The sequence below is a fragment of the Salinimicrobium sp. 3283s genome (assembly GCF_039602225.1).
Lineage (GTDB): Bacteria > Bacteroidota > Bacteroidia > Flavobacteriales > Flavobacteriaceae > Salinimicrobium > Salinimicrobium profundisediminis.
Genome location: NZ_CP143631.1, coordinates 3,323,449 through 3,343,670, shown reverse-complemented (window position 1 = coordinate 3,343,670; position 20,222 = coordinate 3,323,449). Strand labels below are relative to the sequence as shown.

Sequence of the window (20,222 nt, the reverse complement as noted above, 5' to 3'; positions counted from 1 at the left end):
TACTCGGGCAGAAAGATTTTAATCTTTCCTTGAAAAACATTAGCAGGGTTTTAGGAAATCTCATTTCCTAAAGTTTTTTAAACTTGAGGACTTTTTTTTGTAAGTCTTCGTTTATTTGACAGACATTTAACCTATGATTTTGAAAAACCTGCAATTGACGCCTGTAAAAAAATGGGTGTTAGGGATCTCACTAACATTTATCGCCCTTTTTGGCTTCTTTTTCCTGAGTATTTACTGGGGTTGGTGGGGAAAGTTGCCCGATACTGAAGAACTGCGGAACCTCAACCAGAATGAAGCCACAGAAGTTTTTTCTTCGGAAGGAAAACTACTGGGGAAATATTACATTTTTGACAGGCAGCCGGTGCTCTATGAAGATCTACCTCAACATCTAATAGATGCTCTTATTGCGACCGAAGATGTAAGGTTTTATGAGCATTCGGGAATTGACAATCGCAGCCTTCTGCGTGTATTTTTCAAAACCATTCTCATGGGAGATGAATCTTCGGGAGGCGGTAGTACCATCACTTTACAACTTGCAAAAAACCTTTTTGGCCGAAAAGATTACGGCCACCTTAGCATTGTGGTTAATAAAGTGAGGGAAGCCATCATTGCACAACGGCTGGAAGATATTTATTCAAAAGAGGAGATCATCAAACTTTACTTTAATACGGTTCCCTTTAGTGACAACACCTACGGAATAGAAAGTGCGGCCATGAAATTCTTTAATTCCGGCACAAAAGACCTTACCCTCGATGAAGCTGCAACCCTGGTGGGCACGCTAAAAGCATCACATTATTACAACCCGCGGCTTTTTCCCGAAAGAAGCCTGGAAAGGAGAAATGTGGTGCTGTCTCAAATGAACAAGTATGGTTACCTTCCTTCCGAAGAATATGTGAAAAACCGGGTTAAACCCCTGAAATTGGATTATCAGTACTTCAGTAACAATGATGGGGTGGCTCCTTACTTCAGGTCACAGTTAAAAAAAGAACTCAGTAAGATCCTTGACACTCTTGAAAATGAGAAGGGAGAACCATACAACCTTTACAGGGATGGCCTGCAGATTCACACCACGATAGATTACCAGATGCAGCAGCTGGCAGAAGAAGCCATGAAAGAACACATGACTTCGCTGCAGCAGCAGTTCGAAAAAGCATACGGCAAAAATGCACCCTGGAAAAGAGAGGATATTTTAAACGAAGTACTTCAAAACAGCAAACAATATAAAAACCTTGCTGCTGCCGGCTGGAGCCGGGAGAAAATCATGGATTCCCTGCACCGCAAAACCGAGATGGAATTGTTTGACTGGGGGCAGAAGAAATTGCTTTCAGCCAGTATAGCCGATAGTTTACAGCATTACATGAAATTCTTAAACATGGGAATGATCAACCTGGATCCTTCAACCGGGGCAGTAAAGAGCTGGGTGGGAGGAATAAATCACAAGTATTTCAAATATGATCACGTCTCTCAAAGCAGGCGGCAAATTGGCTCTATTTTTAAGCCAGTGGTCTACACTGCAGCAGTTGAAGCCGGTATAGACCCCTGCACTTATTATTCGGTTAGGGAAGTGACCTATGAGGGTGGCTGGACTCCTTCCAATTCGGGTAGCGAGGAAGAAGATCCTTATACCAAATATCCCATGGCTACAGCTTTAGCGCAATCTGTCAATACTATTGCTGTAAAAGTGCTTTTTGACGTGGGGCTTGGAAATGTGCTTACCCAGGCCAAAAAGATGATGTTCCCAGATGATCTTCCCGCCTACCCTTCTATTGCTCTTGGAACGGCCGAAATGAGTGCCGCCGAACTCGCCGGCTCATTTTCGAGTTATGTGAATCGTGGGAAAGCGGCCAAACCTTATTACCTCACCAAAATTCTGGATAAGTACGGCAATGAAATCGCCACATTTGAACCACAGGTTGCGGCACAACCTGCTTTCTCCAATACCACACGACAGGTGATGATAGAAATGATGAAAGGCACAGTGAATTCGGGAACGGCGTCAAGATTGAGATACAAGTATAATTTACCCAACGATATTGCCGGAAAAACAGGCACTACCCAAAATAACCGTGACGGCTGGTTTGTGGGGATCACACCAAAACTGATCTCTGTAACCTGGGCAGGTACCGATGATGCAAGGATTGGCTTCCCGTCTACCTATTTAGGGCAGGGAGCAAATTCGGCTTTACCGGCTTTTGCCATACTCCTGCAAAAGATGAATGCCAGGCCTGAATTCAGCGACATCACCCAGGCAAAATTTGCAGCACCTTCTTCTACGGTACAAATGATGCTCAATTGTGAACCCGAAAAAAGAGATAACTTCCTGGAAAGACTTTTCACTAAAGGAGACAAGCCTAAAAAGGCCAAAAAAGAAAAAAAAGGCCTGTTTGGTAAGATCAAAGGCCTGTTTAAAAAGAATAATTAAGTGGAATATAAGGTTTGAATTGATCTTTATATTCAAATACTATATTTTGCTGCTAATTAAAGGCCAATCGCTTCCGAAGCATAAAGGACAACTGAAATACCTACGAAAAAAGGGTGTCAAAAATGCTATTTTTGACACCCTTTAAAATTTTAGTTTCAAGAGAAATTTCCTGGAAATATTAAAATGTCGCCTGATTAATTTTTTGCCGCAGCTTCCTCATATAATCTTCCCTAAGCCAGTCGCGGTAATTTTTGGTGCTGTTGCTTATACAGTAAGAGTACTTGCGTATACGGTAGGCTATATCTTCTTCAAGCTCTTTAGCTAAAAGACGGGCATCAAAGACATCTTCACTGTTTTCTACACACATGGTAGTATGCTGGTCTAAAGAACGCTCGAGAACTGTTTTAGATTTAAGTCCTTTTTTAATGATATCGTCGTATTCTTCATCTACATCAAAAGACACATCTTTAGTGTTTGCAAATTTCTTCCGAAGTTCTTTTGGCATTTCATATCTAAAATTCTGCTCAATTTCTTCGTCGCTTACCAGGTTCTCAAGGAAGTAGTCTGGAGATCTAAAAATTTGCTTCCAGTCAATAGGTGCACTCCAAAGGCCAAAGCGTGCAGCATTGTTTCCAAGATCTATAACCGAGAATTCGCTTTTTCCGGGTAGTACACGGGAACCACGACCAATCATCTGGTAGTAAAGAGTAAGAGATTTTGTAGCCCGGTTCAAAATAATCGATTCCACCGAAGGTTCATCAAAACCAGTTGTAAGTATACTCACCGAAGTTAAAATAGCATCGGGTTTTTTCCTGAACCAGCGTAAAATGTCTTTTCTATCCTGTTTGCTGGTGGTATTGTCAAGATGCCTTACATCATAACCTGCATTTCGAAAAGTCTCGTATACCTCTTTTGAAGTGTTTATCCCGTTATTAAAAATAAGAGTCTTCTTGCCCTGAGATTTTTCCATGTATGCATCGAGAAGCTTCTCCTGCATGCTAAAATTAGAATACAGTTCTTCGGAAGATTTCACGGTATAATCACCATTTATACCAACCTTAAGCGTAGACAGGCCTACATCATAGCTATAGGTATTGGCCTTTGCCAGAAATCCTTTAGAAATTAAGCTGCTTATAGAATCGCCCACAATAAGTTCCCGGTAATTATCTTTCATGGGAAGCTTGATATTTGAGCTAAGAGGCGTGGCTGTAACCCCAAGGATAAAACACTTATTAAAGAATTTAAAGAGCTTTCTAAAAGAATTGTAATGAGCCTCGTCAATAATCACCATTCCCAGGTTGTCTAACTCTACTTTGTCGTCGTTAAGGCGATTGTTAAGAGTTTCTACCATGGCGACAAAACACATATATTCATCCTGGTCTGGCAGCTCTTTGATGCTGGAATTAATGATCTTGTTGTGCACCCCAAAACCGGTGAGCATTCGGGAAGTTTGCTTACAAAGCTCTATTCTATGGGTAAGGATAAGCACCTTTTTATTGGTACGCTGAATATATTCCCTTACTATTTGTGAAAATATTACTGTTTTGCCCCCACCAGTAGGAAGCTGGTAAAGAAGGTTGTAGCGTTCGGGATGAGCTTCGAGCACCTTAAATATCTTATCGATATCCTCCTGTTGGTACTCATAAAGTTCCTTGTCCATTTTTTTCTCAACGATCCCGAAAGTGTCCTGCGTCATCTATTTTTTTCTTTCAATTGCAATTTTGCAAAAATAGCTGAAATAAAGGTTCATCCAAAAATTTAGACCAAAAAATCCTGATAAAGAATTTTTTACGTTTAACAATCTTCTCATTTTAAATGAGTTATCTTTACAAATGGATTCTTTTCCTGCCCCAGGTTTTCGTTTTTGTTAAGTCGGGATTATGTATGTGGAGTAAACGAAAACAAATAAAGCTTATAGCGTCTTTACGTGGTAATAAATTACTTAAAGACCTTCCGCAGGAAGACCTTTTGAAGCTTCTTTCTGAAATGGAGGAAGTGGTGTGGCCAAAACATACCTGTAACATCAATAAAGACAGGACCTTCTATTATTTTCACTTTCTGGTATCGGGCAGGTTAAAAGTCTACCAGATTGAGCAGAATACTGGAAGGGAGTTCACCTTTTTTCTTCTGGGAAATACTGATGCCTTTGATATTCTCTGCCTTCTTGACGGATATGAACACAACGTTTATTACGAAGCCATAGACCGGGTTGTGCTTTTATCTCTTCCTATGGAAAGAATGAAAATATGGGTATCAAACCATCCCGGGGTCAACAAAAACCTTCTACCATATATGAGTAATCAAATGAGAATTCTGGAAGAGTACGCCTCAAACGTCACATTAGTTGATATTTCTACCAGGTTAGCCAGGCTTATATTGAGTAACATAAACAAAGAATCGCGTGAACTGGAGTTGATCAATGATCTTTCTAACGAAGAGCTGGCCAATTTAATTGGTTCTACCCGGGCAGTAGTAAACCGACATTTGCAGGAGTTCAAAAATGATGGGATCATAAGCCTTGGCCGGCAAAAAGTTGAGATAAAAGATATAGGTTTGCTTCTCCTGAAGGCTAATAAAAACGGGGCTTCAGCTCCTTAATACTTTAACACGATATGCTACCTGGGTAGTATTTGATCCCATTTGCTCATAGTACTTTTATAAGATATTAATCCAAAATATATGAGCTATGAAAAAATTAATTTTTGGAATGTTCCTGTTTGGTTTTATTGCCACAGGTAATTCACAGATCCTTTTAGAGGAAACAAAGATCGAATACCAACCGGTATCATTGGCACTAGATCAAGAGTCCCACCAGCTTTCGATTGAACTACCCGAAAAATTGTCGGGGGAATTTCAGCAAAACCCATTGGCTTTTATGAAAACCAGGTTTAATGTACAAAAGTTCTTGAAAGATAACGAAGAAACAGATTATGATGCTTTTGAAGTTTTTTTCAAAAGCAAAAAAGGGTATTTAAAAGCCTCTTTTAACAAGACTGGAGACCTTATTTCTTCAAATCAGAAATTTAAAAACATACCCCTGCCCCAGGATGTGCGTTTAGAGGTCTTTAGACTTCACCGGAATGCTATGATAGAAGGTACAAAATATACCGCATTTTCAAAAGGATGGGATATTACTAAAGAGATCTATAGAATAAAAATTAAAGATGGTGACAAGACTCGCAGAGTCCGCATCAATAGGAACAATGACCAATTATCTCTAGCCGGATTCTAAGAATAAAGAACTAAAAAAAGAGACGCCGAAAAGCCATTTTTGACACTTCAGGTTTACTTCTTTTAAAATTTAAACCCGAACGTAGATAATAGTTTTCCGGCAGTCTTTTATTTTTTTTCAAAAAGATCTGAAGACAGGTAGCGATCTCCTCGGTCACAAACAATACTTACCACTACCCCGCTCTCAAGTTCGCTACACAGTTTCACGGCAGCCGCAGCAGCACCTCCGCTGCTCATTCCGGCAAAGATCCCTTCTTCCTCGGCAAGCCTTGCAGTCATAGTTCTGGCTTCCTGTTCATTTACTTCCATAACGCGATCTACCTTGCTTTCATCAAAAATAGAAGGTAAATATTCTTTAGGCCATTTTCTTATTCCGGGAATACGGGCGTCATCACCGGGTTGTACACCTACTATTTGTACATTTTTGTCCTGTTCTTTCAAAAAGGTAGATGTTCCCATTATGGTACCTGTAGTCCCCATAGAAGAGACAAAATGTGTAATCTTATTATTTGTATCCCGCCAAATTTCAGGTCCTGTTGTGGCGTAATGGGCCTGCCAGTTGTCATCGTTTCCAAACTGGTTGAGCATAAAATAATTTCCTTCTTTCATCCTGGCTTCAGCAAAATCCCTCGAACCTTCAATACCTCCTTCGGCGCTTGTAAGAATTACCTTTGCCCCGTAGGCTCTCATGGTCTGTACTCTTTCAGCAGTAGAATTTTCGGGCATTACCAGCTCAATGTTCAGCTGCAGTAAACGGGCCACCATTGCCAGGGCTATTCCGGTATTTCCGCTGGTAGCTTCAATCAGTTTGGTTTCACGGGTAATATTTCCCCTTTCCAGAGCTTTTTTGATCATATTATAGGCGGGCCGGTCTTTCACGCTACCTCCGGGGTTTTGCCCTTCGAGTTTAAAATATAGCTCTACCGCAGGATTCTCAACCAGTTTTTGTGCCCTCACAAGAGGCGTATTTCCTATAAGATCTAATACTGTTCGATTCATTTCTGAAGATTTTTAATTTTTATTACCGGGTCATGGGTGACAAATGAATTGGCCGGAACTGTACGGGTAAGCCAGGCATTCCCCCCAATGATACTATTCGCGCCAATAACCGTCTCCCCACCAAGTATGGTAGCATTGGCATAAATTGTCACGTTGTCTTCAATGGTAGGATGCCGTTTCTTATTGCGCAATTCTCTTTCTACGTACAAAGCCCCCAAAGTAACCCCCTGGTAAATTTTCACATTGTTTTTTATAATGGTTGTCTCCCCAATTACCACACCTGTGGCGTGATCAATAAAAAAGGAATCGCCAATCTGCGCCCCGGGATTAATGTCGGTCCCTGTTAATTTGTGTGCACATTCTGTCATTAATCGCGGCACCAGCGGAAGATTCATTTTATAAAGCTCATGACTAAGGCGGTATACTGCGATAGCAAAAAAACCGGGATAAGAAAGGTATACCTCTTCTACAGAATTCGCTGCCGGATCGTTGTTTGCTATTGCAATAGCATCCAGATTAATCTTTTGAAGCAGGTGGGGCAATTTACTGCAGTACTCTTCCCATATTTCTGAACAGGATTTACCCGGCTCCCAACACACCAAATCCCCCAGCTCCTTAAAATCGGCAGCCAGCTTATCCAGATTATCTTCTACGGGAGTATCCTTGTCAAACAAGGTATAAAATAGATTTTGGGTAAAAGCTTCAGCTTTAGTCTTGATCCTGAACCTTAGGTTTGTATTCTTCTTTTGAGCGGTAATTTGCTTAATTATGTCCTCGTGGTTCATACAATTCAGTTGATTTGTAAAATTACTAAATAGCTGCTCAATGCAGGTAGAGCTTTACTACTGATTTTTCGATAAAAAAATTAACTATAAAAGAAAGGTTAAAAAAATCACATCTTAACACTTTGTATCTCAATGTGTTGTACTTTTAGTAGTGACATTAATCAAAAACTTTTAACCATGGCACAAGATCAAAAAAAACAGAACGAGAAGCAGGACAAAAAGAGTGAAAAGTCTACTCAAAAAACTGAAAGACAGCAAACCAAAAAATAAGCCTGTCTTTTATATTACATGTTTGTATTTTTTTAGGCCACCTCAAAAGGGTGGCTTTATCTTTTCACACCCATGGTTTTTTGAAGCCCTTCACTCATCTCCAATAACCATTTGAGCCTGTCTGTAAGAATATGAACTTCCTGTAATTTCTCACGTACGCCTTCTTTCTCAACGCTTTCATCTTTCTCAAGATCAAGTAGCTCCTGGTATAGATTTTCATAAAATGTGGCAGCCCTGTCAATCTCTTCTGAAAGATCTTCTTTTTGAGCCTCATCATTTTTTACTGAAGCCTGTAAATTAGCTTTGATAGCCGATAAATAGTTGGCAAAATGAGCTGAAGCCTTTGTAGTGGGATGAGATCGTATAAACGTACCCAAAGAAACTGTAGCCGAAAGAAACTCCTGGTTGAGTGATACGATCCTGAAGATTTCCTCAAGATGTTTTTTATCTGTCTTTGGCTCCTGCGCCATGCGTTGAAAAGCGGCATTTAAATCTCCCATCGCCAAAAAAGCTTTTTTTCTTGCGAGGCGATAAGACGCAGGCAAGGCTGACTTATGATTATAAAAAGCTTCTACTTCTTTAAGAAAGGAAAGGTTTGCCTTTATACTTTCTCTTATAAAATTCTGAATAAGTGTATACTCCCATGTAGGCCAAAGAAACTTAGCTCCCAAAAATGCCAGCCCAGCTCCCACTACTGTATCCAGTACCCTAAACTCAATTACTTCAAGAACATTTGGTTTTAAAAGGCTGTAGACAAAAATTACATTAAGCGTAATAAATGCCGCTGCAGTCTTGTAATTGCGCTGTATCATAGAATGGGCAAGCACCAGGCATATTACCGCAAGGATAGCGTAGACGGTTTGATTTCTTATAAAGAAAACCAGAGAAATAGCCACAGCACCGCCAATGAGGGTACCATAAAGCCTGTGTTTAAACCTTTCCTGAGTGAGTGCATAGCCAGGGCGCATAATAACCAGGGTGGTCAATAAGATCCAGTAGGCGTTTTGTACTGCAAAGAATTCCCCAATTACATAACCCAGGGCCATAACAACCGTCAACCGCAGGGAATGTCGAAATATTGGAGACTTGAAGTCTAGATTATCCTGAAGCGTTTTGAAGTTATAATCTGGAGTGGTGAGAAATTTGGCAGCATCTTTCCTTCCAAGCTTTAGCTTTTCATCACCTTTCCACTCTTTCATAAGCCTCATTAAGGAAAGTAATTTTTGATGCTGTTTTTCCTTAAAATTCAGGAAGTTTCGGTAAACGAGTAAAGCTTCAGCATCAGTTGATTTATTGGCCGACGCCTCAAATTCTTTATATGCTTTCCAGGCTTGTCTTCTTTTAATTAATAACTCACCTTCTTCAAGGTTTAGAAATTTGTTTTGAGGTGTCTGTCCAAGAATCCTTAAATGAGCAGCCATTACCAGGCTCCATTCCTGGATGTGCTGGATCTTATCTTCATGAGAAACAAATAAGGCTCTCATTCTGGAAAAATTTACAGGATGTGCCATTCCCAGTTCCAAAATATCAACCAGTTCCATAAAGATGAGCAGCCTTTTTCTCACCATTTCCGATCGTCCAAAATTCTTTCTTCGGGTTATAACAAGTTCCCGAATAATCTCGTGCTTTTCATTAATGGACGTTTGCAATGCAAAAAGCTCTTTTTCAGCCTGCTCCCGCTTTTCATCTGTAACGCTCATAAGATGGGAACGCTTCTCCAGGTATTGAGCTGTAATTTCAAAGACATCCCTTAGAAGCTGGTCTGTTTCCCGTCTCTGCAATAAATAATGGAAGAAAAGCGAAAATAAAAGATACCATACACCACCCATCCCAATCCAAAATGCGTGGAGGAGAATACTTCCTTCCGCAGTGACCTGGGTCATACTTAACACCACTGCAAATAATCCCGAAAAAGCAATGAGCGAAGCCCTGAACCCAAAGACCGAGATCATGGAGTAATGAAAGATCTGCAATACCAGTACAACAATAAAAAAGACAGGATATGCCAGAGAGAGGCCTGTGAGAATGGTGGCAGCTACGGCAATAGCAATAGATAAAGAAACACCTATCACCCGGCGCCTCAAACTTCCCGGCACGTCACTGGGAGAAGTGAGTAGCACCCCAACTGCCATGGCGATCCCTATTTTTATTTCTCCCATTTGAGAGGTGACCAGTAAGGGTACGATAGCTGCAACAGCAAACCGGATTCCTTTAGAGAATTCGCCCGTCTTCAAAAGTGTAAAAAAGGACTGCAGTTGCCTATAAAGATTCAAAAGAAGTGAAGTTTCTGCAAAATTACATGCTTTACCAAAGCAGACGCAGCAAAATTGAATAAAATGATGACCCCATGAAGAATTTAACCTTTAATTAGTATCTCAGCTTTGGCTTTAGCCCCCGTGCGTTGTAATTTTAAGATCCATCAAAAAGGCCGAATTGACAGGCCATTCCAAACTTTAATTAAAAAAAGAACTATGAAGATTTTAATGGTTTTGACTTCTCATGATAAATTGGGAGACACAGGTAAGAAAACAGGATTTTGGGTAGAAGAATTTGCTGCACCTTATTATGTACTTGCAGATGCCGGTGCCGAGATCACCCTTGCATCGCCAAAAGGGGGCCAACCTCCCATTGATCCATCAAGTACTACCGAAGACGCGCAAACCGAAGCCACAAAGCGTTTTGATAAAGACGATGACCTGCAAAAAAAGCTTTCGCTTACAAAAAAACTGGAAGACGTTGACGCTAAAGAATTTGACGCAGTATTTTATCCAGGTGGTCACGGTCCGCTTTGGGACCTTGCAAATGATCTAAAGTCGATTGCACTTATTGAAGCTTTTAACGAGCAAATGAAACCTATGGCTTTTGTTTGTCATGCCCCCGGTGTACTGGCAAATGTTGAAGATCACAAAAACCCTTTAGTAAGAGGTAAAAAAGTTACCGGCTTTGCAAATTCTGAAGAAGATGCAGTGGGCCTTACCAATGTAGTTCCTTTTCTTGTTGAAGATAAAATGAACCAGTTGGGAGCAGACTACAGCAAAGGTGACGACTGGAGTTCTTACGTACTGGTAGACGGCAAACTAATAACCGGACAAAACCCGGCTTCTTCTGAAAAAGCAGCCCGCGAACTCCTGAACATGCTTCAAAAATAAAAGCAGCCTATGGCTCAAAAAGAAAAATCTGTTACCGAAGTAATCAAAGAGCATGAAGCTTCCGGAAAGTATTTTGATGTAGACGGCATAAAAACCTTTGCATTAAAATACGGCCGGGGCGAACCTGTTCTTTGCCTTCACGGAGTTCCTACTTCATCTTTTTTGTATAGAAAGGTACTAAGGTCTCTGGAGAAGAAAGGTTACAAAGGAGTAAGCATAGACATGCCGGGACTGGGATTAACAGACAGACCTGATAATTTTGATTATTCTTTTTCTAACCTGGCCGATTTTCTTTATAAAGCTGCTAAAGTCCTTAAGCTTAAAAAGTTTCATCTCGTAGTTCACGACGTGGGAGGGCCAATAGGTTTTGCACTTGCTGCAAGACATGCCAATCGCATCATGTCCCTCACCATTCTCAATACCTGGGTAGATGTAGTGAACTTCAAGAAACCGGTAGTAATGAGGCCTTTTGAAAAAAGGGTGTTGGGAGAAGCAGAACTTAAAATGATAAGCCATGTCACCTGGCCTGTAATGTTTAAACAAATGGGCGTGGTGAATTCTTCACGCATAAGTACTTCTGAAATAAACGCCTATGTAGATCTTCTAAAAAGGGAGGACAATGGAAAAGCCTTTTTAAAGATCATGAGGAACTTTGATCATTCCAAGGAGTTTCGTGATCTGTGCTACAAAGCTGTTCAGACTAAAGAATATCCTGTACAGGCTATTTGGGGTGCAAAAGATCCGGCGTTGCAGCTGGAAACTTATGGCGAGGAAATCAAAAAAGTGGCGGGGCTAAAAGAGGTCCACACCTTAAGATCCCGGCACTTTCTACAGGAAGAAGCCTGGTTGGGAATTGCTGATAAGGTGATAGACCTGGCACAATCTGCGCAACTTAAGACAGCAAAAAAGGAGGTTTAAACCTCCTTTTTTGATACTTATAGTTTTTATACTTCCCGTTATTTTTTAGGTGGCGTTGTTGGCCTAATCTCTATTTTGCTAGGCAAAGCCCTTTGGTTCATTTTCAACAGGTCTACAACTAACTCTCCAATATCTTCTTTCTGAATTTTCCAGGCATCTTCGTCTCCCGGATTGTGATCATTAAAATGTGTAGCTACAGAACCAGGCATAATGGTAGTTACCTTGATTTCGTAATTCCGAAGATCGAGCATAGCAGCCTGAGTGAATCCTGTTACTCCAAATTTACTTGCATTGTAGGCAGAACCCCCGGCAAAGAAATTTGTACCCGCCAGGCTGGAGATCGTAAAAATGTACCCCTTGCTTTTTTTCAGTTCGGGAATAGAAGCCTTTAAGCTATAAAAGACACCGGTTAAATTTGTATCTATAGTTTGTTGCCACTGCTCGGGTGTGAGATCTTCTATAGAGCCAAAATGCCCGACTCCGGCATTAGCCACCACAACGTCCAGCTGCCCCCATTTGTCGGTTACCTGTTTTATGGCCGCTTGCTGACTCTCAAAGTTTCGCACATCGGCTTCAATTCCAATCACTTCGGCTTTTCCGTTTTTGGTAATTTCTTTTGCGGCCGATTCTGCTTCTTCTTTATGCCTGCTGGTAATCCCTACTCTTACTCCCATAGCAGAAAGAGCAGCTGCAATCCCGTATCCAATTCCTTTACTTCCGCCAGTAACGAAAGCTACTTTATTTTCTAAATTATTCATTTGTATTTAATTTTATTCAGCCTAAAGCTACCAAATATGTGGAGCAAATGAGACCACAAAGCTTTTAAGACTTTGTTAATTCTTCCGAAGAGGGGCAGAAAACCAAATTTTAACTTCTAAGAGAAAAATCTTTAAAATTACTAACACAAATTACACGCAGAATCAATTATCTTTGCCACCTTTCCGAAGAGACCTAAAATAGCGGTTTTTTGGAAATTTAGTTTAATTATTCATAAAATACTGTAATCGTTGGAAAATCCTAAGGCACAAAAACTTCTGAATAAAATACAGCGCGACCTTATGCGCAATGGTATTATTACTAATACTATAGTTGAAGATTTAAAGGAGTTGCGGCCATATGCTGTTGAGGAAAAAAGCCCGCTACTGGCTAAGGTGATAAGGCTTACTTATGAGCACATTGAAGCGCACAACACCTTTGACATTCCAATTCCTGATGACGAACCTGTTGAAGGTTTTGAAGAAGAAACTCCCAGCAGTGAAGGTTTTGATCCTGCCGAGAGCCTGGATTACCTGTTGTCTCTCATGGCAGAAGCCAAGAATAAAATTAACGCTATTGAATTGCGGGAATACAGTAATAGTTTGATTGCCTACGCTGAAGAGAATTAACCTTTCGTTTTGTTGGATTGGCTCAATAATTGAAAAGATTATTAATAAAGAGCCATTTAATGAAGAAGTTGAATATGAAAAAGAAAAATGAGGTTGTCTTGAACAAAAAACCACGCTGGAAATTACTTCACCAATATTACAATTACACAGGATTCTACAAGTTTGTAGGCAATAGTCTCAAAAAGGCCATTTTACCGGTCATACTTTTTCTTGCTGCTCTATTTGCAATTAACGAGTATGTAATCAACATCAACAGCATTCTGGTTACGGTTACCGAGACCTATTCTCCTGTTGGAATACTGGCGGTATTTTTGGCTTCTGAATCTATTTTTCTTGGATTGGTTCCCCCCGAGCTTTTTATCGCATGGTCAGGGAAATCAGCCATGCCCATAACTTATCTTAGCTTGTTGGCCCTGGCTTCTTATTTAGGCGGAATTATTTCTTACTGGATGGGTAAGGCCATTAAAATGATCCCGGCAGTACATGACGCTATGGAGACTAAAATGGCAAAGCACATCAAAAATACTGAAAAATGGGGCGGATTTCTTATTGTAGTAGGAGCTCTTTTACCCATTCCATTTTCTATAACCAGTGTGGCCGCAGGGATTATCAATTACAAATTCAGATATTACTTATTATTTGGCCTCTTGAGATTCATAAGATTCTACGGTTACGCACTTGTGATCTTTAAGATTGTATAAAATATAAGGAGCAACGCTCCAAAATCCTTTTAAAATCCCGTATTTTTGAGAGACAAAACGGGATTTTTTATGGGTCACGATCACCACCACGGATCAAGTAAGAATATAAAATTCGCTTTTTTTCTCAATGCCGCCTTTACAGTTTTTGAACTCATTGGAGGATTTTACGTAAACAGTGTGGCCATTATCTCAGATGCTGTCCACGATCTTGGGGATACCATTTCCCTTGGCAGCTCCTGGTATCTGCAAAACAAATCGAGACAGGGACGAAATAACAGGTTCAGTTTTGGCTATAAGCGCTTTTCACTCTTAGGTGCATTAATTAACAGCCTTGTACTCATTGGGGGTTCAATATATGTAATATCTGAAGCTATTGACCGCCTTATAAATCCTGAATATTCTGATGCTACCGGGATGCTGGTCTTTGCCCTGGTTGGAGTTGCTGTTAATGGCCTTGCAGCCTGGAAACTCTCAAAAGGCTCTTCTATGAATGAGAAAGTGGTTTCCTGGCACCTCATAGAAGATGTGCTGGGGTGGGTAGCAGTTCTTATTGTATCTATAGTACTGCATTTTTACGAAACCCCTTATCTTGATCCTGCCCTATCGCTGCTAATCACCGTTTTTATTCTTTACAATGTTTTTAAGCGACTTAAAGAAACCCTGTTTATCTTTTTACAGGGAGTTCCAAAAGAGATCAATCTTGAGGAAATCGAACATAAAATCCAGGCTATTCCACATATTGCCTCCCTGCACCACATGCATGTATGGTCCCTTGAAGGTACAGATCATGTATTTACCACCCACATAAAGCTAGAAGACATCAGTAAATTCCAGCAGTTACTGGATGTAAAGCGGGCGGTGAAAAATGTACTGCAGGAGTATCATTTTGACCATTACACCATAGAGACCGAACTTGACAAAGAAAGCTGTGATCTTCTCTAATTAGCGAATCTGGGTGAATTTTATATTTAATTCCCTTTCCATCTGGCGCAGCTTTTTAAGTTCATATTGATTAACAAGGGCGAGTGATAACCCGGTATTTCCGGCTCTTGCAGTACGGCCACTTCGGTGAGTGTAGTAATCGGTTTGATCTGGCAGTTGATAGTGCACCACAAAACCAAGATTAGCCACATCAATACCCCTGGCAGCAACATCAGTAGAAACCAATAGCCTCAGGTTTTTTCCCTTAAAAGCTCTCATTACTTTATCCCGGTCTTTCTGAAGCATATCGCCTTCAAGTAATCCAACTTCGTAATTTTTAGCAGCCAATTGTTTTGAGAGCGTTCTTGCCGCGGTTTTTGTTTTCGTGAAAATGATTCCACGCTTTTTCCCCTGACTTTTAAGAAAGTATGCAAGCGTATCAAGTTTACTGTTGTCATCACCGGTCACAAATTGATGTTCTATACCGGTGTTTACAGCATCCTCTTTATCAATGCTCACTTTACGGGCATTCTTTTTGACGTATTTATTAATGATCTCATTAAGATCCTGCGGCATGGTAGCCGAGAAAAGCCATACATTTCTTTCCTGTGAATAGGTACCTTCCAATATTTCGGTAAGATCCTTTTTAAAGCCCATGCTCAGCATTTCATCTGCCTCATCAAGCACCAGGGTCTTTACCTTCCTAATATCAATAGCTTTACGCTTCATAAGGTCAATCAACCTTCCGGGTGTAGCTACTACAATTTGAGTAGGGCGGTTAAGTCTGGAGATCTGTATATCTATTTTCTCACCGCCATAAACAGCTTCAGTAAAAACTTTATCGGTATACTTGGTGAATTTAAAAAGTTGTCTGGCAATTTGCTGCCCCAATTCTCTGGTTGGTGCAAGAATTAAAGCCTGTATTTCATCTTTAGCAGGATCAACCTGTGCGAGAATAGGCAAACCAAAGGCTGCTGTTTTCCCGGTACCTGTCTGTGCCTGCCCCACAAAATCTACCTCTCCTTCGGTTAATATTGGGATTGCAGCTTCCTGAATCTTTGTTGGGTTTATAATCCCCATCTCGTTCAAGCCTTTAATAATGTCTTCTGATACTCCCAGGTCCTTAAATGTCATTGCACTAATTTTTTGCGAAGATAGCCTTTTCCCGATGAACTTTTTAGTTAGGGCTACTGAATGAAGTTAGTAGCTCTTTACTTTTTAAGATCCATTTTATAGAGGTCTTAAGATATTAATTATCTGCATGTTAAATTGAAGCTAAACCAAAAATATGCGGAGAAATTTTAATAATTTATCATTAATTTGGTTGTATAACCAATAAAAAAAGAAACATGCTGACAATCATATTGAATATCCTTTTACCTCCTTTAGCAGTTTATTTAAACCATGGAGTAGGAACAACTCTCTTGATAAGCATTATCCTGACATTAATAGGTTGGTTACCCGGAGTTATTCATGCGTTTATTGTAAACTAACTGAAGCATATAAAACTGTCTAAAATGTAAATCCCTTATGAGCTCAATGTGAGAGATTGGGTTCTAGAACTTTCCTTCAGGAAAGTACACACAAAGTTTGAATTAGCCTTTAAGCTTATATTTTAGACAGTTTACTTTTTCTAATTTTTCTCCTCTAGCTTCTGCTGCCATTTCCAGGCACTTTCCATAGCATCTTCAATATTAAATTCTGCTGTCCAGTTTAGCACTCCGTTGGCTTTGGTAGTATCGGCATAAGCAGCAACAATATCCCCTTCCCTTCTGTCAACAAAGGTATAGGGCAGTTTTTTTCCTGATACCTTTTCAAAAGCCTTTACGGCTTCTAAAACAGAATTTCCTTTTCCGGTCCCTAGATTAAAGACCTCGTAATTTTCGGCCTGCTCATCATCCAGTAGGCGCTCTAAGGCAATTACATGGGCACGAGCTAAATCCATTACATGAATATAATCCCTGATACAGGTACCATCTGGTGTAGGATAATCATTACCAAAAATGGAAAGCTGTTCTCTTTTTCCGGCTGCAGTTTGAGTGATATACGGCACCAGGTTTTGAGGTGTTCCTATAGGCAATTCTCCAATATTTGCAGAATGATGGGCTCCTATGGGATTGAAATATCGCAAAGAAATTGCTTTTAAATGCGGTACCGCACTACAGGTGTCAAAAATGATCTCTTCTCCTATTTGCTTGGTATTTCCGTAAGGCGATTCTGCTTTCTTAACAGGGGCATTTTCAGTAATAGGTAATTCATCTGCCTGGCCATAAACAGTACAGGAAGAACTAAAGATGAATTTTGGCGCCTCCTTTTCCTTTAGCTGTTGTAACAGATAGATAAGAGTATTGAGGTTATTTTCATAGTAGAGCAACGGATTCTGAACACTTTCTCCCACAGCCTTAGAAGCAGCGAAATGTATAACCCCGTCTATATCCTGATATTTTTCAAAAAAATTATTAACTGCCTGTTTGTCCCGCAGATCCAGATTTTCAAATTCCGGAGAAATTCGGGTGATCTTCGTTATGCCACCCAGGACCTCGATTGAGGAGTTTGAAAGATTATCTATAATTACTACATCAAAACCTCTTTCCTGAAGTGCAACCACCGTATGGGATCCTATAAAACCCAATCCACCGGTGACCAGTATTTTTTTTTTCATTTTTACTATTTCTGAGTATCCCGCAAATTAAGAAATTAACCACTAAAATTGAGAGGCCACGACCTAAAATGTTATGTCTTTTACATACTGCTAATATGTGATTAACATTCAAAGAACAAGAGCTTCAGCAGGAGCCATCCGGTAAATAAATTAGGAATTTTCAACCTCAATTTAAGACCTTTTAAGGTATATTTGCAACTTGAAAAAAGCACAGCTATGTCATTAGAATCACAAGTAAAAATATTTAAGTGGATAAGCATTTTTGAAGGGGTTTCCTTTCTGGTCCTTCTACTCATTGCCATGCCTCTAAAGTACATTTGGGAAGCGCCAGAAATGGTGCGTATTGTGGGAATGGCCCACGGTTTATTATTTGTAGCCTATATCTTTGGAGCTTTACTACTATTCAAACCTTTACAGTGGAAGACAAAAACTTTGCTCATTGTTTGTCTTAGTTCTGTGTTGCCCCTGGGCCCTTTTTATGTAGAGAAGAAATATCTCTAGAGGATGAAGGAACAAACAAGAGAACTGGGTAACTTTTTAGCGAACTACTTTATTGAACAGGGAATGGACGTAGATGTCGCTCATTTTCTGAACATGCTTATCAACATTGCCATAGTAGGTGTTCTTTGGTATGTTATGCATTACATCACCAAGAAGCTGGTGCTTACCTCATTTCAAAGATTTACGAATAAGACCGTAACCACCTTTGATGATTATCTTGTAAAAAGCAATTTCCCGCGGTATATAAGCAACATCTTCCCGCTTTTGTTGCTCATACTTACGGTGCCTGTAGTATTTGAAGATTACCCCAAGCTGCTCTCTGTATTCGAAAAGCTGGTAGACATCTATATTATTTTTCTTACTGTATTTATTGGAAGAAGCTTGGTTCGTACCACTACGAATTACATGAAAAGGCATGAGCGTTACCACGACAAGCCTATAGAGAGTTACGCACAGATTCTTATCATATTTTTCTGGTCTATAGGGATCATATTCATGTTCTCGGAACTTACTGGAAAATCTGTTGTCGGTTTTCTTATTTCGTTAGGAGCGGCTTCAGCCATTATCCTGTTTATTTTCAAAGACACCATTCTTGGATTTATCGCCTCCATACAGGTTTCGGTAAACGATATTGTGCGCATTGGAGACTGGATAACCTTCAGTAAATATGGAGCCGATGGTTTTGTGACCGAAATCAACCTCGCCACCGTAAGAGTCCAAAATTGGGACAATACTTACACCACAATTCCTACCTATAACCTGATTTCTGATTCTTTCCACAACTGGCGGGGAATGCAGGAGTCTCCCGGGCGGCGCATCAAACGTTCCCTTAATATTAAACAAAACTCCATACGGTTTATTAATGATGAAGATCTGGCTAGGTTCCAGGAGTTTGATTTGATTGCCTCATACATACACGAAAAGCAGGAAGAGATCAACACTTATAATAGCAAGTTGGGAGTAGATAAAAAGCATCTTATCAATGGAAGACATCAAACCAACCTGGGTGTTTTCAGGCAATACGCCCTCTCTTACTTAAAAGCGCATCCCAAGATACACAAGGAAATGACCATGATGGTAAGGCATCTTCCTCCCACAACTCAGGGAATTCCTATTGAAATTTACTGCTTTAGCGAAGACAAGAGATGGGAATATTATGAAGCTATTACAGCCGATATCTTTGATCACCTTATAGCTGCCATTCCTTATTTTGATTTGCAACTATTCGAATCTCCTTCAGGTGACGATATTCTGAAAGCTCTTAAACCCCTGCAGTCCAAGTAAGCTTTACATTACACTTCTCTTCGGAAGGATTTGTTTAAAAAGTGAGAGTTTAAAAGGCTAAGATAAAAGCAAAAAAAACAGCACCAGCAACAGTTTTAAAAACTCCTGAAGCTTGTGCTGTTTGTAGTTTTATCACCGGTACCGGCTAATCTTTCAGTCGGTCTTTCACGTATTCGATCTTTGTCTTACCGTGAGGTTTTGCCTTTCCGTTTTCATCAAGAGAAACCATTACAATTCGTTCTATAGTAATGATCACTTCGCGGGTCATTTTATTACGGACTTCCGAACGAAGGGTTATGGAAGCATTTCCAAACTTCACCACATCCATTCCTATTTCAATAATATCACCTTCCCTGGCAGAGCTTTTGAAATCTATCTCACTCATAAATTTTGTAACGGTGCGGGAATTCTCCAGCTGTATGATAGCGTAAAGCGCAGCTTCCTCGTCTATCCATTCTAACAAGCGGCCGCCAAAAAGCGTACCATTGGGGTTAAGGTCTTGTGGTTTAATCCATTTTCGGGTGTGAAATCTCATAGGGAACTCATTTTTTTAAGGGCAATAAAGTTAATCATTTTGCCCCAGAAATGCCTCCCGTGCAAGCTCAAGAATTTCGGAATGATCAAAAGCCAATTCGGGTAGATCATTCAGAAAAAACCAGCGTGCATCGGCGGCATCATCGCTTCCCTCAACTTTTTCTTCGGAAGTTACCTCGCCCCAAAACGGAATACTAATCGTCCTGCCCCTGGGATCTCTTCCGGGGGTTCCAAAAGCCTTAAGTTGTTTCAGGTTTTCCACTTTTAGACCTGTCTCTTCTGCAAGCTCTCTTTTGGCACCAATCTCCAGGGGTTCCTCATCTTCAAGAAAGCCTCCCGGAAGCGCCCACTGGTCCTTAAAGGGATCTTTTTTCCGCTTAACCAGCAGTACTTTCGGCTGATTATTATTTCTAAAAAAAATCACACTATCTGTTGTAACTGATATATTCTGCCTTGCCAT

Annotated in this window: 20 protein-coding genes; 11 read left to right on the top strand and 9 right to left on the bottom strand. The window is 40.3% G+C overall.

The genetic code is table 11. From position 1 onward, the window contains the following. Positions 1–133: 133 nt before the first annotated feature. Entirely contained in the window at positions 134–2,422 is a 2,289-nt protein-coding gene (locus tag VS868_RS14865) for a transglycosylase domain-containing protein (RefSeq protein ID WP_345598516.1), read from the top strand. A gap of 178 nt (positions 2,423–2,600) precedes the next feature. Here the strand turns inward: VS868_RS14865 and VS868_RS14860 are convergent, their stop codons facing one another. After that, positions 2,601–4,118 (bottom strand): DEAD/DEAH box helicase, encoded by a 1,518-nt coding sequence (locus VS868_RS14860; RefSeq protein ID WP_345598515.1) that lies wholly within the window; start codon positions 4,116–4,118, stop codon positions 2,601–2,603. A gap of 119 nt (positions 4,119–4,237) precedes the next feature. Between VS868_RS14860 and VS868_RS14855 the strand changes: the two genes are divergently transcribed. Continuing rightward, a complete protein-coding gene (locus VS868_RS14855) occupies positions 4,238–5,020 on the top strand; it encodes a Crp/Fnr family transcriptional regulator (RefSeq protein ID WP_345598514.1) in 783 nt (260 codons plus the stop codon). A gap of 88 nt (positions 5,021–5,108) precedes the next feature. Continuing rightward, positions 5,109–5,654: a hypothetical protein gene (locus VS868_RS14850; protein WP_345598513.1), complete on the top strand. Its 546-nt coding sequence runs from the start codon at positions 5,109–5,111 to the stop codon at positions 5,652–5,654. A gap of 107 nt (positions 5,655–5,761) precedes the next feature. Here VS868_RS14850 and cysM read toward each other — a convergent pair whose 3' ends face one another. From cysM to VS868_RS14835, 3 genes are all read right to left on the bottom strand, one after another. After that, positions 5,762–6,652, bottom strand: coding sequence for a cysteine synthase CysM (gene cysM / locus VS868_RS14845; RefSeq protein ID WP_266068585.1), 891 nt, complete (start codon positions 6,650–6,652; stop codon positions 5,762–5,764). Further along, positions 6,649–7,437, bottom strand: coding sequence for a serine O-acetyltransferase EpsC (epsC, locus tag VS868_RS14840; protein WP_266068584.1), 789 nt, complete (start codon positions 7,435–7,437; stop codon positions 6,649–6,651). The genes cysM and epsC overlap by 4 nt, the downstream gene beginning before the upstream one ends. 326 nt (positions 7,438–7,763) lie before the next feature. Beyond that, positions 7,764–9,980, bottom strand: a complete 2,217-nt coding sequence (locus VS868_RS14835; RefSeq protein ID WP_345598512.1) for an FUSC family membrane protein — start codon at positions 9,978–9,980, stop codon at positions 7,764–7,766. A gap of 198 nt (positions 9,981–10,178) precedes the next feature. Here VS868_RS14835 and VS868_RS14830 point away from each other — a divergent pair, with 198 nt between their 5' ends. Continuing rightward, entirely contained in the window at positions 10,179–10,856 is a 678-nt protein-coding gene (locus tag VS868_RS14830) for a type 1 glutamine amidotransferase domain-containing protein (protein ID WP_266068582.1), read from the top strand. Positions 10,857–10,865: 9 nt separating this feature from the next. Next, positions 10,866–11,774: an alpha/beta hydrolase gene (locus VS868_RS14825; protein WP_266068581.1), complete on the top strand. Its 909-nt coding sequence runs from the start codon at positions 10,866–10,868 to the stop codon at positions 11,772–11,774. A 38-nt stretch (positions 11,775–11,812) separates the two neighbouring features. Here the strand turns inward: VS868_RS14825 and VS868_RS14820 are convergent, their stop codons facing one another. Further along, complete coding sequence (locus VS868_RS14820) at positions 11,813–12,532, bottom strand: SDR family oxidoreductase (RefSeq protein WP_266068580.1); 720 nt, start codon at positions 12,530–12,532, stop codon at positions 11,813–11,815. Between the two features lie 249 nt (positions 12,533–12,781). Here VS868_RS14820 and VS868_RS14815 point away from each other — a divergent pair, with 249 nt between their 5' ends. From VS868_RS14815 to VS868_RS14805, 3 genes are all read left to right on the top strand, one after another. Continuing rightward, entirely contained in the window at positions 12,782–13,159 is a 378-nt protein-coding gene (locus VS868_RS14815) for a hypothetical protein (RefSeq protein ID WP_266068579.1), read from the top strand. Positions 13,160–13,218: 59 nt separating this feature from the next. Continuing rightward, positions 13,219–13,860: a VTT domain-containing protein gene (locus tag VS868_RS14810; protein ID WP_345598510.1), complete on the top strand. Its 642-nt coding sequence runs from the start codon at positions 13,219–13,221 to the stop codon at positions 13,858–13,860. 69 nt (positions 13,861–13,929) lie between these two features. Continuing rightward, positions 13,930–14,802, top strand: a complete 873-nt coding sequence (locus tag VS868_RS14805) for a cation diffusion facilitator family transporter (protein ID WP_266068651.1) — start codon at positions 13,930–13,932, stop codon at positions 14,800–14,802. Here VS868_RS14805 and VS868_RS14800 read toward each other — a convergent pair whose 3' ends face one another. Beyond that, positions 14,803–15,915 carry a DEAD/DEAH box helicase gene (locus tag VS868_RS14800; protein WP_266068577.1) on the bottom strand — a complete coding sequence of 371 codons (1,113 nt, stop codon included), beginning with the start codon at positions 15,913–15,915 and terminating at the stop codon, positions 14,803–14,805. A 215-nt stretch (positions 15,916–16,130) separates the two neighbouring features. On the opposite strand from VS868_RS14800, the gene VS868_RS14795 reads away from it, so the two are divergent. Then, a complete protein-coding gene (locus VS868_RS14795; protein WP_093112854.1) occupies positions 16,131–16,274 on the top strand; it encodes a YqaE/Pmp3 family membrane protein in 144 nt (47 codons plus the stop codon). A 140-nt stretch (positions 16,275–16,414) separates the two neighbouring features. On the opposite strand, the gene galE is transcribed toward VS868_RS14795, so the two are convergent. Then, positions 16,415–17,443 (bottom strand): UDP-glucose 4-epimerase GalE, encoded by a 1,029-nt coding sequence (gene galE, locus VS868_RS14790; protein WP_345598509.1) that lies wholly within the window; start codon positions 17,441–17,443, stop codon positions 16,415–16,417. Between the two features lie 216 nt (positions 17,444–17,659). Between galE and VS868_RS14785 the strand changes: the two genes are divergently transcribed. Both VS868_RS14785 and VS868_RS14780 read left to right on the top strand, forming a co-directional pair. Continuing rightward, complete coding sequence (locus tag VS868_RS14785) at positions 17,660–17,944, top strand: DUF3817 domain-containing protein (RefSeq protein WP_266068575.1); 285 nt, start codon at positions 17,660–17,662, stop codon at positions 17,942–17,944. A gap of 3 nt (positions 17,945–17,947) precedes the next feature. Then, entirely contained in the window at positions 17,948–19,228 is a 1,281-nt protein-coding gene (locus tag VS868_RS14780) for a mechanosensitive ion channel domain-containing protein (RefSeq protein ID WP_345598508.1), read from the top strand. Positions 19,229–19,373: 145 nt separating this feature from the next. Here the strand turns inward: VS868_RS14780 and VS868_RS14775 are convergent, their stop codons facing one another. Together VS868_RS14775 and VS868_RS14770 are read right to left on the bottom strand one after the other, a co-directional pair. Then, the gene (locus VS868_RS14775; RefSeq protein ID WP_345598507.1) at positions 19,374–19,763 is read right to left on the bottom strand and encodes a hotdog domain-containing protein; all 390 of its coding nucleotides are present in this window, start codon (positions 19,761–19,763) and stop codon (positions 19,374–19,376) included. Positions 19,764–19,793: 30 nt separating this feature from the next. Next, on the bottom strand, positions 19,794–20,222 hold the full coding sequence (locus VS868_RS14770) for an NUDIX hydrolase (protein ID WP_345598506.1): 429 nt from the start codon (positions 20,220–20,222) through the stop codon (positions 19,794–19,796).

What these genes read in the sequence shown, in the direction of transcription:
- VS868_RS14865 (WP_345598516.1), top strand. Translation starts at nt 134, where the DNA reads ATGATTTTGAAAAACCTGCAATTGACGCCTGTAAAAAAATGGGTGTTA.
- VS868_RS14860 (WP_345598515.1), bottom strand. Translation starts at nt 4,118, where the DNA reads ATGACGCAGGACACTTTCGGGATCGTTGAGAAAAAAATGGACAAGGAA.
- VS868_RS14855 (WP_345598514.1), top strand. Translation starts at nt 4,238, where the DNA reads ATGAGTTATCTTTACAAATGGATTCTTTTCCTGCCCCAGGTTTTCGTT.
- VS868_RS14850 (WP_345598513.1), top strand. Translation starts at nt 5,109, where the DNA reads ATGAAAAAATTAATTTTTGGAATGTTCCTGTTTGGTTTTATTGCCACA.
- cysM (WP_266068585.1), bottom strand. Translation starts at nt 6,652, where the DNA reads ATGAATCGAACAGTATTAGATCTTATAGGAAATACGCCTCTTGTGAGG.
- epsC (WP_266068584.1), bottom strand. Translation starts at nt 7,437, where the DNA reads ATGAACCACGAGGACATAATTAAGCAAATTACCGCTCAAAAGAAGAAT.
- VS868_RS14830 (WP_266068582.1), top strand. Translation starts at nt 10,179, where the DNA reads ATGAAGATTTTAATGGTTTTGACTTCTCATGATAAATTGGGAGACACA.
- VS868_RS14825 (WP_266068581.1), top strand. Translation starts at nt 10,866, where the DNA reads ATGGCTCAAAAAGAAAAATCTGTTACCGAAGTAATCAAAGAGCATGAA.
- VS868_RS14820 (WP_266068580.1), bottom strand. Translation starts at nt 12,532, where the DNA reads ATGAATAATTTAGAAAATAAAGTAGCTTTCGTTACTGGCGGAAGTAAA.
- VS868_RS14810 (WP_345598510.1), top strand. Translation starts at nt 13,219, where the DNA reads ATGAAGAAGTTGAATATGAAAAAGAAAAATGAGGTTGTCTTGAACAAA.
- VS868_RS14805 (WP_266068651.1), top strand. Translation starts at nt 13,930, where the DNA reads ATGGGTCACGATCACCACCACGGATCAAGTAAGAATATAAAATTCGCT.
- VS868_RS14800 (WP_266068577.1), bottom strand. Translation starts at nt 15,915, where the DNA reads ATGACATTTAAGGACCTGGGAGTATCAGAAGACATTATTAAAGGCTTG.
- VS868_RS14795 (WP_093112854.1), top strand. Translation starts at nt 16,131, where the DNA reads ATGCTGACAATCATATTGAATATCCTTTTACCTCCTTTAGCAGTTTAT.
- galE (WP_345598509.1), bottom strand. Translation starts at nt 17,443, where the DNA reads ATGAAAAAAAAAATACTGGTCACCGGTGGATTGGGTTTTATAGGATCC.
- VS868_RS14785 (WP_266068575.1), top strand. Translation starts at nt 17,660, where the DNA reads ATGTCATTAGAATCACAAGTAAAAATATTTAAGTGGATAAGCATTTTT.
- VS868_RS14780 (WP_345598508.1), top strand. Translation starts at nt 17,948, where the DNA reads ATGAAGGAACAAACAAGAGAACTGGGTAACTTTTTAGCGAACTACTTT.
- VS868_RS14775 (WP_345598507.1), bottom strand. Translation starts at nt 19,763, where the DNA reads ATGAGATTTCACACCCGAAAATGGATTAAACCACAAGACCTTAACCCC.
- VS868_RS14770 (WP_345598506.1), bottom strand. Translation starts at nt 20,222, where the DNA reads ATGGCAAGGCAGAATATATCAGTTACAACAGATAGTGTGATTTTTTTT.